Raw genomic sequence first — 14,721 nt, forward strand, 5'->3', positions numbered from 1 at the left:
TCGCCAAAATATCCCAAGCACAACACTATATATTCAATTTAATTTTTCTCGTATCATTTCGGCCCTTCTAATATCCCTTTCATCAGGACTTAAAGTTTTGGCGAAACTCATCTGCAAATTCGCCGGCTGAATCTTAAGAAGTATCTCGTTAAGCTTACTTACTTCTATGTCTTTAATTATTCCCATATCTACGCCAAGTCTAACATCAGAAATTAATTTAAAGCTCTCTTCCGAAGAAATAATTCTCGCGTTAGATAGTGTGCCTAAAGACCGGTAAATTTTATCTTCAAACCTGAAAGGATTTTGCTTGTACAACTCCGACCTTAATATCCTTTCCTGATTAATAATCTGGTTTCCAATATTCATGATATTATTTATAATCTCTTCTTCAGATTGCCCTAATGTGATCTGATTAGATATCTGAAATAAATTACCGGAAGCCTCACTGTTTTCTCCATAAATCCCTCTAACTGCTATACCAAGCTTGCCGCAAATCTCCAACATCCCTTTTATATAACCTGTCATTGTAAGTGCCGGAAGATGCAACATTGCTGACGCTCTAATACCCGTTCCCACATTTGTCGGGCAACAAGTCAGATAACCATACTTCTCACTGAATGAGTAATCTATATTTTCCTCAAGCAAACTATCTATTCTATTACAAAGTTCCCAAGCCTTATCAAGCTGCAGGCCTGAAAACAGACATTGAATTCTAAGGTGATCTTCTTCATTTATCATAATACTTATCTTTTCATCACTGCTGATTATTGCAGCACTTTCAGTTCTTCCTCCAGCAAGGTTTGGACTTATAAGATGCTTTTCCACCAGAACCTGTTTGTCAATAGGGTTCATCTTCTGCATATCTTTAAATTCAAAATCGCTAGTTGCAGTGCTGCTATTAAAAATAGCATCCTTCACTTTTTCTATTACTTTTTCTCCCTCCTCCCTATTCATCTTAAAAGGAAAAGGAATGTCCTTAAAATTACGTGCCAATCGCACTCTACTGCTCATAACTACATCCGATTCAGGTCCCTTTTCATAATACCAACCTTCCATAAGTCCACCTCCAAATCCTGCTTCAAACTATGATGCACTGCTTTCCAATGCTCTAATCTTATCCCTTATTTCCGCCGCCTTTTCATACTCTTCACTTTTTACTGCCTTATCCAGCTGCTCCTTCAAAGAATCTATTTCCTTTGAGACTTTAACAGTCTCATAAACCTTTTTGGGCACCTTTCCATGATATTGAAGATTTCCATGTAATCTTTTCAAAATCGGCATTAACTTATCTCCGTAAACCTGATAACAGTTTTCACAACCAAGCTTGCCTATCTTTTTAAATTCTTCGTAACTCATTCCGCATTTATCGCATACAAGTTGCTGTTCTGCAACTGATGGTCTTACCGGGAAGCCAATCAGTCCTGAGAAAAAGTCGTTAACACTAAGCGGAGATCCAATTATTATCTTTCCTTCATCCCTAGCGCATTGTTCGCAAAGATAAATTACATTTTTAGCGTTGTTTATAACTTGTGTAACTTGTATATTGGCGACCCTCTTTTGACAATTCTGGCACAACATATGCCTCACTCCTTTCACAGGACTTCCTAGCGCTTTTTAACATTACTAATATCTAATAAAGTTTATTTACCAATCCGCTTAATAATACCACCAGACTAAATGAATGCTCCCGCTCTTTGCATGACAATTTGCCATCAAGTAAGCCTTATGCTAAAAAGCATTGGAAGTTATATTTCATCTTTCCTAAACCAACAGACTGACCAACATATTTTTCAATATACTTGCTCTTATATTTCCTCTATGCTCCACAGGCACAAGTGACAATGCCTTGTCACTTGTAGCCGCTTTCAGAAGCAATCCATCCCTTTCGGAAATAACGCTATAGTCTACGAAATTGTTTATAAATACCAGTGCTGACTGTTGTGAGATATTGTCTCCCATTGAATTGATAATGTGCATAAGATAATTCTTACCTTTATGCTCTATACTAACCCTTCTAATACTTATATGCCCGCCACCGCCACGTCTGCTCTCAACATAATAACCTCTTTCGGTGGTAAACCTGGTATCTATAACATAATTAATCTGAGAAGGTACACAATTAAACTGGTTGGCAAGCTCGTTTCTCTGAATTTCAATAGTCCCATCAGTGTCACTGATTAACTGTTTTATAAAAGATTCTATTAAGTCACTAAGTTTTGCCATGTGCATCACCTTCCGCATTGATTTTGACTTTCTTTGACTTTCAATAATATTATAAAATATTTCCTTCCTGTCTTCAACAAGGCAAAACACAAAAAATAGCTAAAAATATCCGAATAATTAAAATATATCACTCTTATTAATAATTATTTAGCCAAACTTCTAATTGCTTTTCTTATTGTCTTTCTTAACTTTATCATCTGGAGATACTTCCTCAGTAACCTCGGCTAAATATCTTGCCCTATTCCGTTGTCTATCAGGTGTCATCCATTGGTCAAATGATGATATAAACTCACCATACATTGTTACATCTTCAATTCTTTCATCTTTGATATTAGTTTTATTGTTTTTATTTGCCATAATTAAATACACTCCTCTGAAATAAATATTTAATTTATTTTTTTCAGAGGAGTGTATTTGTATACTGAAACTTTTTGAAAGCAATTATTTGGGAATATTCATAATAATTCCAAGTACGGCCAATATTACAGGCTGATGTATAATATATACATATAGCGAATTTCTTCCAATGAAATTTACAAATCTACTTTTGATGGTAAATGGAAAAATACTTTTCTTCTCTTTATAAAGTATCCTGCTCAAACCCATTCCCAATAAAAATGCCCACGCATAAGGAAAAATAGGATAATAATCCGAGGATGTAAACTCAGAATTGTACAATCCGAACATACACAAATAATTATTGGTAACTTTAATGTTAGGCAGTATAGACGTTGTGGCAGCGATAACCGCTGTGGCAGCAATAACCGCACTTAAAACAAACAGCCACGGAGTAGGAAGTTTCTTTAACAAAGGCGAAGCAATCATACAAACTCCAATAAAGTGCAAAATACCAAACACAATAAAAAACTCCGGATTAATCAAATAGGTTACAGCCGTTATTCCTAAAGCAATAGAAAAAACTAAAAATCCACGTTTAAGGCTGCTCCGGCTAAAAGCTGTACTGATACCTGAAACCATAATAAATGAATTGCCGACTATTTTTACGATCACATCATTAATCCCACCATCATAATTAAGATTCATACCATAAAAACACTGCAGATCGAAAACCACGTGCAAATATATCATTGCAAGGATCAGTAAGCCTCGTAAAAAGTCTATCTCCCAAACGCGTCCTTTTTTCTTGATGTCCGTCATTCGTACAAGCTCCCTCGTTTTTAGCTTAATCATACCACAAATTGCCGCATTAGCAAGGGTGTTTTTGGAAACCTCCTACTGCTAGTCTAGGAGAATTTCTCTTTTATAGACAGCTTTTCCCTCCATCTTCTGCTGGCTTTTTTCTTTCAAAGTATCAATACCATCAGTACCTATATAAATAGATAACTTAGTCAATTTTTTACCCTTTACCGCAAAAACCTCTGTTGCTCCATTTTGTTCATTAAAATCAAGTCTATTGCCATCTTGATCAAAAATAGTAATCGCAAATTCTGCCAACTTGGATTTAGCGATATTTTCCATCTCTTTTTCAATATCAATAGGTTGTTTTCCATCTGCTACAAGTTTTTCCGACGCTATTTTAAATCTCTCATAGTACCCTTCAATTTCTTTTTGAGAAAGCTCTCTAGTTGGTATAATCGAATCTACTTTCACTTCATATGGCGTAACAATTATATTTTTAATGCCATAGCCAACTGAATTTTTTTCGTTTACTTCTATTGTCCGTGTATTATCTCTATCAACAGTAATCGGTAGTATAAAATCCCACTGCCCGTCAATCTTTAACATAGAAAACCCGTCCGCTTGATCAGCCCATATTTTACTAAATGAAAGATATAAATCAAATGAATCTAAAGCTTTATCGGAAATGCTGGTCAAATCCAACTTTATCATTCCTTCAAAAGCATTCTTATCAACTTGTGTACCTTCTATATGGTTGTTCATTAACTGCTTTTTCTGTCCATCTACTCCAATCCCCCAATTTCCTTCTGTATATAAGAACTGATGAGTTAAAGGGCCTTCTGCACCACTATATAAACTTGCCACTTCTCCAAATGATTTACTATTTTTTATTAGAAATGAAATGTACGCTGAACTTCCATCACAATAAATTTCCGATGCAGTCATTTTGAGCCCGTTATCCTCTGCTGTTTTGTATGTACTTTGAGCTTTAGAAGAATAATCTCCCGAAAACACTACTTTTCTTTCAACATTAGCAAATATTCTTCCTAAAATAGGCAGTTTTGAAGCCAATGCAGGATTTGCGGCACAGATGGCTATTGATACTATAACTGCAGCCGCCGTCCCAAGGACTCCTATCCTTTTGAACTTTCTCCTCTTATGAATTTTTCTTACTTCTCTCATGCTGCTTTCAATTACTTCATCCAGTCTATCCGGAATCGGAATAAAAATATGGTCAAATTTATCCTTCATAAATGTAATCCTCCTTCAAATAATTCTTTAATTCCTGCCTTGCGCGATTTAAATAGCTTTTCACCGAACCTTCAGGAATACCCATAATATAAGATATCTGGCTTATTTTTAAATCGCTGAAATACTTTAAAACAATTACTGAACGATAATTATCAGGTAAAAAATCAATAGCTTGATATAGATCCAGTTTTTCCTCAATTGGCGATGATTCAAGTGGTTCTAATGCTTCTACAGCATCTGAAAGAATGTACTTTTCCGACTTCTTCAATACATCCTTTGCTGCATTAATTAAGATTTTTGTAATCCAAGTTTTAAAAAATTCCGGCTGCCTTAGCTTTTTTATATTCTCAAAACCATTAATTACACAATCTCTTACCACATCAAGAGCAATATTTTCATCTCTTGTATATGAAAATGCAATCTTATATAAATAGTCTTTATACATTTCAATTAACTCTCCATAGGCCTTTACATTGCCTTTAATGGATTGTTTTGCAAGTTTATCTACATCTATATTTTCTATTTCCAAACTGCCACCCCTCTCCTCCATCTCAAATCCCAGCTAGGAAGTAATTCTTTGTACTGTACACTCATTAGACCTTAAACAATATAAGAAGGTTACAATTTTTACAAAAAAATATTATCTCATAAAGTATAGACCATTTACTCGTATCTGCTATAATAAAAACATACCACACAACGCAAGGAGGACGCTATGAAAAAAAGCTATTATTTAAACATTGCTATTTCTATTACATTAGCAGCACTTTTACTTACAGGCTGTGAGCAGAACGCCGCACAAAAGGCGTCTACTCAGCCAACCTCTGCTATAACTAGCCCAGCTTCAACTAATAATAAAGCTGAAAGTGAAATCAATTATACTGAAAAACTAAAATCAGAAGGCTATAGCACAAAGGATATCGAATCTGCGCAATCGTATGTAAGTAGAATAGTACTACAATTAAATGAAATCGAAACATTCAGAGGCATTAATACGGAGCCCGCAGGTATTGGAAGTGAAAACACCGACGATTCATCCAAATATTCCGAACTTTTGTCAAAAATAGATGAACAAAAAGCAGTATACTATCTAGTTAAATTAAACAGTGATTTTAACAGCATAGAGGATGCTCTCAACGAATATCTCCTTGCTTTGCAGTCAGATCTTGATATTGATACCTACTTTAAAAGCAAAGAAAAATATAATGAGGCAAAAAACAAAAAGATCTCAGGTACAAATTCTGATGAGTTTATCACAGTCAGTGATATTGAAGAAAAGGCAATTAAAACCCTGCAAAATGTGAATAATTCCAGAAACAATTCCAACCAGACAGTTCCTGGAATAAACAACCCAAACCAAAATCCAGCGCCGGATGTTATAAATCCGCAGCCTAACATTCCAAGTGTCGAGATACCTCGACCCATTGATCCGTCCCAGGAAATAAGGGACAAGTTAGGACCCCAGCAATAGTCAAAAATGGATTGGGCATCTAGCTCCAATCCATTTTTTATGTGGAAGTTAAATAATAATACTCAATTAATCTTTCAAATTTGTCTATCGCAAATTTCGATAGAGCATTGGCTATTTGCTCCTTTTATAACCTTGGATCAACAGGCTCACTTTCTAGTGCTAATACTCCAAATACGCATTCATGTACTCTATAAAGAGGTTCATGTCTTACAAACCGTTCAAGTGATTCCATACTAAGTGCAAACTCTCTTAGAGCCAAAGCGCGTTTCTTCCCTAAAGATCTGCTTCTTAATCTCTGGATATTTTCATCCATTGTATACTCAGGCCCATAAATAATCCTGAGATACTCCCTGCCACGGCACTTTACAGCCGGTTGCAGCAGTTCTCTATTATTCTTTACAATAAAGTCATACGGCTTCACAACCATACCTTCGCCCCCCGAGGATGTCAGGTTCTCCCACCACTCAATACCCTTATCTATGCTTACAGTGTCTGTAACATCAACGAGAATGTGGTTTGTAGCCATAATCAAATTATCATCACCAGTAAAGTATTTAGCTATAGTATCCATATGCCATAAGTGATTTTTATCCGAGTATACCTTTCCCTCTGTTGCAAGGATGTGGAAAGGTGCAAGCTTTAAACCATCTATAGAACTCACAGGCCAGCAGTATCTCCTGTATGAATCCACATACTTGTGCATTGTATCCGAACGCTCAGAAAATCTTTGCAACAAAGAATTTATGTCTGCGTTTTGCCCAGATGTTTGTTTACTTACGTCGAAGGAAATATTCTTGTTGCATGATGCCTGTTTAAGCAGTCTTTCCGCTTCATCCAGAGAAACTCTGCCGGATATTCCAACAGCTGAGTATTGATCCTTTAAAAGCACCTGAGCTTTAGCTGACCAAGGCATCAACTCACAGTCAACGCAAACCCAATCTGTATCGAATTCATTCCAAAACCCGGACTTATTCAGTGCATTTCTGATCCTATCAATTAAAGAGGCCTCAAGCTCCATATCATCAAAAAAATGCCTTCCTGTACGTGTATAACATATTCCAGCAGAGCCATCAACAACTCCAAACCTTTTTTTAGCCGCATCTTCATCCTTACAAACTATTACTACTGCACGGGAACCCATGTGCTTTTGCTCACATACAACTCTGCCTACTCCCCGGCTACTGAAATATGAAAACGCCTCAGCCGGATGTTCCAACATGCCTTCTTTCTTACTTGTCTCACAAGGTGACATAGTAGGCGGCAGATATATAAGCCAATGCGGGTCGGCTGCGAACCTGCTCATTATCTCTAAAGCCGCAATAGAGTTTTCCTCTTTAATTGTAATGTTATTATAAAGACGAGTCTCAATAATTCTCTTACCCAAAACATCATTTATGTCTAGCATGTCACTGTCTTCCCTTACTTCAAATACAACCTTATCATCTTCAGGTAAAAAAGGCTTGGCAGGTTCGTAGTATGTCTCTAAAGCCTTTACATCTAAAAACTCTCTTTCAGGATACCTGTAGGCAGTAAGTTTTCCGCCAAAAACACAGCCTGTGTCAATATTAATGGTATTGTTAGTATTCAGGATTTCAGCCTGTGGGGTGTGTCCGTATATAACCATCGCTTTTCCACGGTAATCTGATGCCCAATCATATCTTACAGGCAAGCCATATTCATCAGTCTCACCGGTAGTCTCGCCATATAAGGCAAATTCACGCACCTTACCCGATCCACGCCCCTGAAGTTCTTCCTTTAATCCGGCATGTGCAACGACAAGCTTTCCGTCATCCAGCACGTAATGGCTGACCAGCCCGTCAATAAAGTTCTTCACTTCCTCGATAAATACAGGAGACTCATTTTCAAGCTGTTCCAAAGTTTTATCCAAACCGTGAGTTATCTGAACGTTGCTCCCTTTAAGCTTCTTTAAAAGTTTGATATCATGATTACCAGGTACACAAAGAGCGCTTCCTGATTTAACCATGCTCATCACAAGCTTTAACACATCAGCAATTCCCGGACCACGGTCAACCAGGTCTCCCAAAAACACCGCTTTTCTTCCTTCAGGATGTACAACTCTATAGCCACCGTTTACAGGCTCATTATCCTTTTCAATACAATACCCTATCTTCTCAAGGAGGCTTTTCAGCTCGTCAAAGCATCCATGAACATCTCCGATAATATCAAAGGGTCCATGTTCATGCTTAAGGTTATTCCATAAGGGCTGTCTTTCAAACACAACCTGCTCGACTTCCTCTGGAGAATTGAGCACATATACATACCTGAAGCCCTCCTTTTGAAGTGTTCTGATTGACTTTCGGAGCTGCTGGCTATGCTTTCTGATTACATGTTCGCCTACCTGCCTATCCGTTCTGTTCTTATTCCTATCCTGGCATACCCTCTCCGGAAGGTCAAATACCACAGCTACAGGCAGACAGTGATACTCTCTGGCAAGTTGTACAAGAGGCTTTCTTGCGGCTTCCTGTACATTAGTTGCATCAACAACAGTAAGCTTCCCAAGCTTAAGCCTTTTAGCCGCAATATAATGCAAAACTTCAAAGGCAGTATTTGTAACAGTCTGATCATTGTCGTCATCTGATACAAGCGCTCTGCAGAAGTCCGACGATATTACCTCCGTCGGTTTGAAGTGCTTACTGGCAAAAGTTGATTTACCACAACCTGAAGAGCCTATTAAAACTATTAAAGATAACTCTGGTACAGTTAATTTCATAATGTAAACACTCCCATCTGTGTAGGGCTTCCGTATTCAGCATCCCCTTCACCAATTTGAACAAATCTCACAGTGTACCCATATTGCGTTGCAACCTTTTGTGCCCATGTTTTAAACTCATTACGCGTCCACTCAAAACGGTGATCCCTATGGCGCATATCTCCTTCAAAAAGGTTGGAATAATGCGTGTTATACTCCTTGTTTGGGGTAGAAACAATAACGGTATTTGGCCTTGCAAACTTAAAAAGCACCTTTTCAAAAGCAGCTAGCCTATTTTCATCAAGATGCTCAATTACTTCAATAACAGTCGCTGCATCGTAGCCTGAAAACCTTTTATCCCTATAAGTTAATGAGCCCTGGAACAAGTTAATCCTCTTTTTTTGCATTTCGGGCAGTCTGTCTATTTTTAATTTATCCATGGCCCTCTCAAGTACACTGTAGGAGACATCCACTCCAGCAATTTGCTCAAAGCTCCTGTCTTTAAGAAGTAAAGAAAGCAAATTTCCTTCTCCGCATCCAATATCTATTACTCTTTTTGCATTTGCGCTTTTTAGTGCAGCAACTACAGTTCCCAGTCTCTGCTGGTTTAAATTCAATTTTCTTTCAGGCTCTTCTTCCTTTTGCGGAAGCTCCACAGTCTCTTGCTCTTCCGGAGCCATTTCCTTTTCAAGCAGTTGATCAAACGCCTTGTTCACCAGGCTTCGTTTTCTTCTCAAATACCTGAAGGCTATCCTGTCTTTTTCCGGGTGGGTTGCAAGCCACCCTTCTCCATGGCGCAGCAATTTTTCAATTTCATCCTCTCCAACCCAATAGTGCTTTTCTAAATCAAGAACAGGAATAAGGACATAAATATGGTTCAGTAAATCCTGAAGCCTGACTACTCCCTCAAGCGTTACTGTATAGTATTTACTTTTGCCCCATTCTGGGAACTTATCATCTAAGATATAATCCTCAATAGTAACCTTATAGCCTAAAGGTTCAAATAATCGGTTGATAATCCCTTCTTCACCCCTACATGGCAGCATGACTATTCTTGCCTGAAAGGGTAAAGCTTTCTCTGCAAGTTCCGGTTTATCTTTACACTTACCTGACATTGCCGTTCCAAACACCCTTGACATTGCAACACTTAAAAATGAAGATGCAACATAAGGCCTATCATTCACATAGTCAAACAAACCACCTTCCCCCGAAGTTCCTTTCTTTCCACGCGCAAGGTCAATCGGATCAATATCCAGTAAAAGTACTGCAGTACAACTTTCCGGCGATACTTCCGAGTAAAATACATGTGCTTTCCCATGATTAAGTTCAAAGGTTTGCGGCCTCGATGGATTTTTGTATAACAGATATCCTAAATCCGTTGCCGGCGGTTGGGTATAAGTAATTGTAAGTATCATAATTTCAACCCCTTTATTTGGTAACTTTGTAAACCTCATTTTTTACTTTATTTAATGATTTCCCAAATCTATTCCTTATGCTCTAAGGTCTGCAAGTATAAAACATTTAAACTTTAGATACTAAAAAGCGTAAGTAATTTTTCGTTCATGCCTTAGCTTTTATTTTCGTTTATTACTTGGCCCTCACATCAGCCTCATGCAATCTCAACAAATTATCATAAGCTTCCCTGCCTAAAAGATTAGTAGATTTTGTTTTCGCTTTTCCTGTTTTAATATTAAAGGGCTGCATATGCCATTGAATTAAATTTGTTATCTCAAGAATTTTTTCTACCGGCATATGTTTTAAGTAAAACAAACTCAAATAAGCTGATACATTCTGGTGATTGTAGAAATGGGCTTCTTCCGTAGGATTTCCTGTTCTATCCTCGAATCTTTTGGTAAACTTTTTCCCAATGTCATGCAATAATGCTGCCATCAACAGAATCTCATCATTATGCTGCTCTTCTATATACTCTGCACATTTCTTACAATGCTCGCCGATAGTTAATGTATGGTGTGAATTGTCCTGTGAAATTACATCCAGCTCTTTAAACAGCTCAGCCAAATCGTAATCTTCATCAGTATTAAATTCAACCTTTATATTATCCCAGCCCTCATAATATTGAGGAACCAAAAAGCTTTTATACATTTTCTCTATTACAGTTTCGGGTACCTTCCGGCTTCTTAAATTGTTTTGATGCAAGCATTTTTCATAAGGTGTGGCAACAAGAATACACTCTTTATAACACTCCTGCTTAATTCTGTCCAAAGTGAGCTTTCTCTTCTTATAACTCAAATTTGTGGCATCATAAACAACACTTTTTCCCTCGGATAAATCTTGATTGATTCTTCTATTCAATTCCTGAAAGACCAATTCATTGTTGTCTTGGTTATTTGCATCGCCGAATAATTCTTCCCTTAAGTCATCTGAAGAGTGTAAGGCCGCATTCTCTTTTAATGCCAACTCCTTTGCCAATGTGCTTTTCCCACTTCCCGGCAAACCCACCATCATAATAAATTTATTCATTTATGCTTCCTCCAAATCCTCAAACAAAGCAGAATACGTCCCTTCAAGCCCCATTTCATTAAGCTTTCTATATTTTGTACTGTTCATAAAGCAGGTTTTTAAGACATGATACTCTTTATTTAAATATTTCTGGCGTAAATAACCCTGAATTTCCTTAGGACAATTATTCGTTACCCAGACCATATATTCCTTTCGATCTTGCTTTGGTGCTTTTATATAATAATCCTCAATATTTTTATTGGTGTTTTTCATATACTCATAAATAAGCTTAGCAACCTGGTTTATTCTTCCCAAATAGTTCTCAGGTACTTTACTGATTAAGTCATCAAAAGTTCCGTCTGCAATATTTTTTATAATCGTATTTACTGAAGAAAATCTGTTTAATACTCTATGCAGCTGAACATAATCATCACACTTAAGTTTAATCATATGCCCGTCAATATTTAACACCCAGCCTTCTTTCTCGGTAGATTTAAACCTTTTTGCATCCTTAATTATATCTTCAAAATCCTTGTTCTCTATCTTTGTCATAGGAACATCGTATTTTTCTGCAAAACTCTTTACATCTTTATACGCCAACTGCTTTCCGGTAAAAACGTTTCTCATTCCGATCAGATACATACCCTCATCTTCTGGCGAATAAAAAACCACATGGGCATCCTTCACGCTTATATATTCGAAAATAAAGGTATATTCCGGATTTTCAACAATCATATCCTTATGGTTTTGAGTAAGTTTGCTGTATCCATCACTAAGCCGCCATGAGCTATTTCTGTCTAAAGCCATGCTTCCGGAAAGAAAAATATCGCCATTATAATATCGGGCACTTTGCATTGATCCATCCAGCTTGTCAGTAATTTCAACGGACTTGGCATTTTTGATTTCATTTTGTACACTTTCAAATTTGTTTTCTTCAACTTCGTTAAGGTTGAAAAACTTCCTGAAAGGTGCCAATACTAGCTGCTCATTTGCAACATCAATAACAACACTTCTGCATTCTCTGAAAATACTTTCAGAATCAGTCCACATACTTTCATGCATTTCATCCATACCATATCTTATAATAATAAAATCGTTATATTGCTTTACTTTTAAGTGGCCAAAAACATTATTATATTCCTCATTACCCAGTCTTGACAGCCACTTCTCAAATTCATCTGTATCTAAATCACCAAAAGTTTCTCTATAATCATTTTTGATTTTCATAACCAGATTAAATACCGGATTCCAATTAAATTTTCCCATTTCTTCACCCCATAATCATACTCATACGTTCATAAAACAATTCTTTGAAAGGACATAATAAAAAGTGGTTAAATCCATATTTCAGACTTAACCACTCTTGTTTGTATTTTCACGTAACTTTTATATAATGAAAACTTTAATACGCCTTACGTTTAAACAATAGAGGATTAAGCCAATGTATATGTATAAATGGTTTACAAATTCGCTCACGCAATGTTTCAATTTTCCTTAATTCAAAACAGTTAGTTCTATACATTGTATATCCTCCATTCCCAATATATTTATTAAAACTTAAAAAGATTGTATTACACTATCTTTATATCTGTCAACAAGCTATTTTAAAATAGTAACCGCTGATTTTGTCTATCAAGGTATCAATGCCTTGCTCAGTTGCAGATATAAAATCAAACACTTTCTCATTCCAGCCTGCAATGATGTTGACATTTTTACCGGCAAACTGCTGCGTACCATATCCCTGCATATCAATTGCATGCACCCATACATCAGGATTTACCTTCTTCTTATATTCTTCTACCAAGGCCTGGCAGGTCTTTGGCCCACCATATCCAATTCTGTAGGTATATCCTCTGTTTATTTCATTATCCGAAAGCATAATAATTCTGTCAACGAAGATTTTTTTGTCAAGCAAATAACGTATAGGCAAGGTTATATCTGTCCCGCCGCCATTTACACTAATACTGTTTGCATTGGCAATGATGCCGCCTTGTGTAGACAAGCTACATGGATATAAATTATTATCAAAGGTAGTTGTAATAGTTTCTTCGCATATATAATTTGCAATAGACAGCATCAATACTGCAATTTCTGCACAGGTCACTTCGCTTTTTGAACTTATGCCTGAATTCATGGAACCTGAGACATCAGCTGCAATTAAGGTTTTGCCCGCTAATCTATTAATGTTTTTTGTTGATGTTTTAATTGCGATTTCTAAAGCATCATAAATTTTTGATGTTCCAAGACCTTCTTTTTTCAATGCTTTATAGGCACTGTAGTAGCGAAAAGGCAGCTGTTTGTTCTTTAATACTCTGCTCTCGTCTGCTAAGTTCTCATAAACTTTGTTTAAATTGGATGCTTCCGACTTGATGATATTTCTAAGGTTTCTCATCATAGCCATGTAACCCAACTTATTCCCATTAATTAAGTTCTCCCAAGTCTCTCTGTTATTTCCTTTTGCTGAAAGCTCAGTTTCCCATGTAACAGGTGTTTCAAGGTTATCTTTCAACAACCTTTGCCACAAGTCATTCTGCTTTTCGTCCTTAGCTTTTGGATGCACCAGGCAAAGAATATCCTTCAATTTAACTGCATTGTCCCTGTTGTATTTTGCCAACTGATACTCATCAAATCTGGCTAAGCTGTCTGCCAATCCCTTTTTAATGGAGTTAGGAATTGGCTTGCCATAAGTATTTATGTAATAAGCAAGCACCTCAGTCATATCATCCGGACGCTCAACTATTTTATTCAACACTTTTCTAACATAATCCTTACCTTCTTCACTCTTTGCAAGCTCTGCCACCAATACGTGTGATATTGTTCTTAAGTGCATTTCGTTCCTTGCAAAAACACATAAGTTTGCAACAAATCCTGCATCACTTTTGATTAGACTTCTTGCAGTATCTAATATATCTTTGGAGTTATCGCCATAAAACTTATTTTCATTAAAAAGGCTAGTTAAAACTTGTGTAACCAGTTTTTCCTTATCACTCATATGATAGGCAATTGCACCCTCATTATTGTAAGTTATATTTGTTCTTGCATTTCCAAAATTAAATTTTGACATATTTATTTTCCTTTCATATTAAATTATTGCCTGAGAGAAAAACGGAAGGAGACTATAATCCGGCGCGTCTTCTTATTTCGCCATCCCAAAAGTTTTGGGAGCAGGACTTGCACCTGCACATGTTTTCACATACCGGCCCCACGAAGTAACTCCTACCTGCACTGCCCAAGCATTTTACAGAGAGAAAATCAATTAGAGTTTATTTAGTGCTCTCCCATCTGAGCTACACGGGAATTCCATGACCGGACTCGAACCGGCGACCTCTCGGTTAAATGCCGAAGTATCTCTAATTTGCACTACCCTATAAATTTAAGTGAGAGAAAATCGAAAAGAGTAATAATCAACCCAAATGAAGTAACTCTTTTCTTCACTGCTCACTACATTTTCAGTATACGAGAATTA

General features: G+C 36.8%; 13 protein-coding genes. 1 reads left to right on the forward strand and 12 read right to left on the reverse strand.

All coding sequences use genetic code 11. From position 1 onward, the window contains the following. Positions 1-33 precede the first annotated feature (33 nt). The 7 genes from ACECE_RS0206245 to ACECE_RS0206275 all read right to left on the reverse strand — a co-directional run bounded on the left by ACECE_RS0206245 (position 34) and on the right by ACECE_RS0206275 (position 5,143). Positions 34-1,056, reverse strand: a complete 1,023-nt coding sequence (locus ACECE_RS0206245) for a protein arginine kinase (protein ID WP_010245574.1) — start codon at positions 1,054-1,056, stop codon at positions 34-36. A 27-nt stretch (positions 1,057-1,083) separates the two neighbouring features. Beyond that, positions 1,084-1,578 (reverse strand): UvrB/UvrC motif-containing protein, encoded by a 495-nt coding sequence (locus tag ACECE_RS0206250; RefSeq protein WP_010245581.1) that lies wholly within the window; start codon positions 1,576-1,578, stop codon positions 1,084-1,086. A 183-nt stretch (positions 1,579-1,761) separates the two neighbouring features. After that, positions 1,762-2,223 (reverse strand): CtsR family transcriptional regulator, encoded by a 462-nt coding sequence (locus ACECE_RS0206255; protein WP_010245584.1) that lies wholly within the window; start codon positions 2,221-2,223, stop codon positions 1,762-1,764. Positions 2,224-2,382: 159 nt separating this feature from the next. Beyond that, positions 2,383-2,580 carry a hypothetical protein gene (locus ACECE_RS26755; protein WP_010245587.1) on the reverse strand — a complete coding sequence of 66 codons (198 nt, stop codon included), beginning with the start codon at positions 2,578-2,580 and terminating at the stop codon, positions 2,383-2,385. 84 nt (positions 2,581-2,664) lie between these two features. Further along, complete coding sequence (locus ACECE_RS0206265; protein ID WP_456048994.1) at positions 2,665-3,414, reverse strand: heparan-alpha-glucosaminide N-acetyltransferase; 750 nt, start codon at positions 3,412-3,414, stop codon at positions 2,665-2,667. A gap of 48 nt (positions 3,415-3,462) precedes the next feature. Continuing rightward, a complete protein-coding gene (locus ACECE_RS0206270) occupies positions 3,463-4,614 on the reverse strand; it encodes a DUF4179 domain-containing protein (RefSeq protein ID WP_010245593.1) in 1,152 nt (383 codons plus the stop codon). Continuing rightward, complete coding sequence (locus tag ACECE_RS0206275; RefSeq protein ID WP_235715917.1) at positions 4,604-5,143, reverse strand: sigma-70 family RNA polymerase sigma factor; 540 nt, start codon at positions 5,141-5,143, stop codon at positions 4,604-4,606. The genes ACECE_RS0206270 and ACECE_RS0206275 overlap by 11 nt, the downstream gene beginning before the upstream one ends. Before the next feature lie 186 nt (positions 5,144-5,329). On the opposite strand from ACECE_RS0206275, the gene ACECE_RS29110 reads away from it, so the two are divergent. Next, positions 5,330-6,085, forward strand: coding sequence for a hypothetical protein (locus tag ACECE_RS29110; RefSeq protein WP_010245599.1), 756 nt, complete (start codon positions 5,330-5,332; stop codon positions 6,083-6,085). Between the two features lie 124 nt (positions 6,086-6,209). Here ACECE_RS29110 and ACECE_RS0206285 read toward each other — a convergent pair whose 3' ends face one another. From ACECE_RS0206285 to ACECE_RS0206305, 5 genes are all read right to left on the reverse strand, one after another. After that, positions 6,210-8,816: a polynucleotide kinase-phosphatase gene (locus ACECE_RS0206285; RefSeq protein WP_010245602.1), complete on the reverse strand. Its 2,607-nt coding sequence runs from the start codon at positions 8,814-8,816 to the stop codon at positions 6,210-6,212. Further along, a complete protein-coding gene (locus ACECE_RS0206290) occupies positions 8,813-10,210 on the reverse strand; it encodes a 3' terminal RNA ribose 2'-O-methyltransferase Hen1 (protein ID WP_010245605.1) in 1,398 nt (465 codons plus the stop codon). Before ACECE_RS0206290 ends, ACECE_RS0206285 begins: the two co-directional genes overlap by 4 nt. A 172-nt stretch (positions 10,211-10,382) precedes the next feature. Continuing rightward, positions 10,383-11,276, reverse strand: coding sequence for an AAA family ATPase (locus ACECE_RS0206295; protein ID WP_010245608.1), 894 nt, complete (start codon positions 11,274-11,276; stop codon positions 10,383-10,385). Next, a complete protein-coding gene (locus tag ACECE_RS0206300) occupies positions 11,277-12,521 on the reverse strand; it encodes a T4 RnlA family RNA ligase (RefSeq protein ID WP_010245611.1) in 1,245 nt (414 codons plus the stop codon). 325 nt (positions 12,522-12,846) lie between these two features. After that, positions 12,847-14,319: a TROVE domain-containing protein gene (locus ACECE_RS0206305; protein ID WP_010245614.1), complete on the reverse strand. Its 1,473-nt coding sequence runs from the start codon at positions 14,317-14,319 to the stop codon at positions 12,847-12,849. Positions 14,320-14,721: the final 402 nt, after the last annotated feature.

The sequence above is a fragment of the Acetivibrio cellulolyticus CD2 genome (assembly GCF_000179595.2).
In the GTDB taxonomy this organism is placed as follows: Bacteria; Bacillota; Clostridia; order Acetivibrionales; family Acetivibrionaceae; genus Acetivibrio; species Acetivibrio cellulolyticus.

Excerpts from the sequence above, each read along its gene's own strand:
- ACECE_RS0206270 (WP_010245593.1), bottom strand. The coding sequence starts at position 4,614 with ATGAAGGATAAATTTGACCATATTTTTATTCCGATTCCGGATAGACTG.
- ACECE_RS0206285 (WP_010245602.1), bottom strand. The coding sequence starts at position 8,816 with ATGAAATTAACTGTACCAGAGTTATCTTTAATAGTTTTAATAGGCTCT.
- ACECE_RS0206265 (WP_456048994.1), bottom strand. The coding sequence starts at position 3,414 with ATGATTAAGCTAAAAACGAGGGAGCTTGTACGAATGACGGACATCAAG.
- ACECE_RS29110 (WP_010245599.1), top strand. The coding sequence starts at position 5,330 with ATGAAAAAAAGCTATTATTTAAACATTGCTATTTCTATTACATTAGCA.
- ACECE_RS26755 (WP_010245587.1), bottom strand. The coding sequence starts at position 2,580 with ATGGCAAATAAAAACAATAAAACTAATATCAAAGATGAAAGAATTGAA.
- ACECE_RS0206290 (WP_010245605.1), bottom strand. The coding sequence starts at position 10,210 with ATGATACTTACAATTACTTATACCCAACCGCCGGCAACGGATTTAGGA.
- ACECE_RS0206255 (WP_010245584.1), bottom strand. The coding sequence starts at position 2,223 with ATGGCAAAACTTAGTGACTTAATAGAATCTTTTATAAAACAGTTAATC.
- ACECE_RS0206300 (WP_010245611.1), bottom strand. The coding sequence starts at position 12,521 with ATGGGAAAATTTAATTGGAATCCGGTATTTAATCTGGTTATGAAAATC.
- ACECE_RS0206250 (WP_010245581.1), bottom strand. The coding sequence starts at position 1,578 with ATGTTGTGCCAGAATTGTCAAAAGAGGGTCGCCAATATACAAGTTACA.
- ACECE_RS0206295 (WP_010245608.1), bottom strand. The coding sequence starts at position 11,276 with ATGAATAAATTTATTATGATGGTGGGTTTGCCGGGAAGTGGGAAAAGC.
- ACECE_RS0206245 (WP_010245574.1), bottom strand. The coding sequence starts at position 1,056 with ATGGAAGGTTGGTATTATGAAAAGGGACCTGAATCGGATGTAGTTATG.
- ACECE_RS0206305 (WP_010245614.1), bottom strand. The coding sequence starts at position 14,319 with ATGTCAAAATTTAATTTTGGAAATGCAAGAACAAATATAACTTACAAT.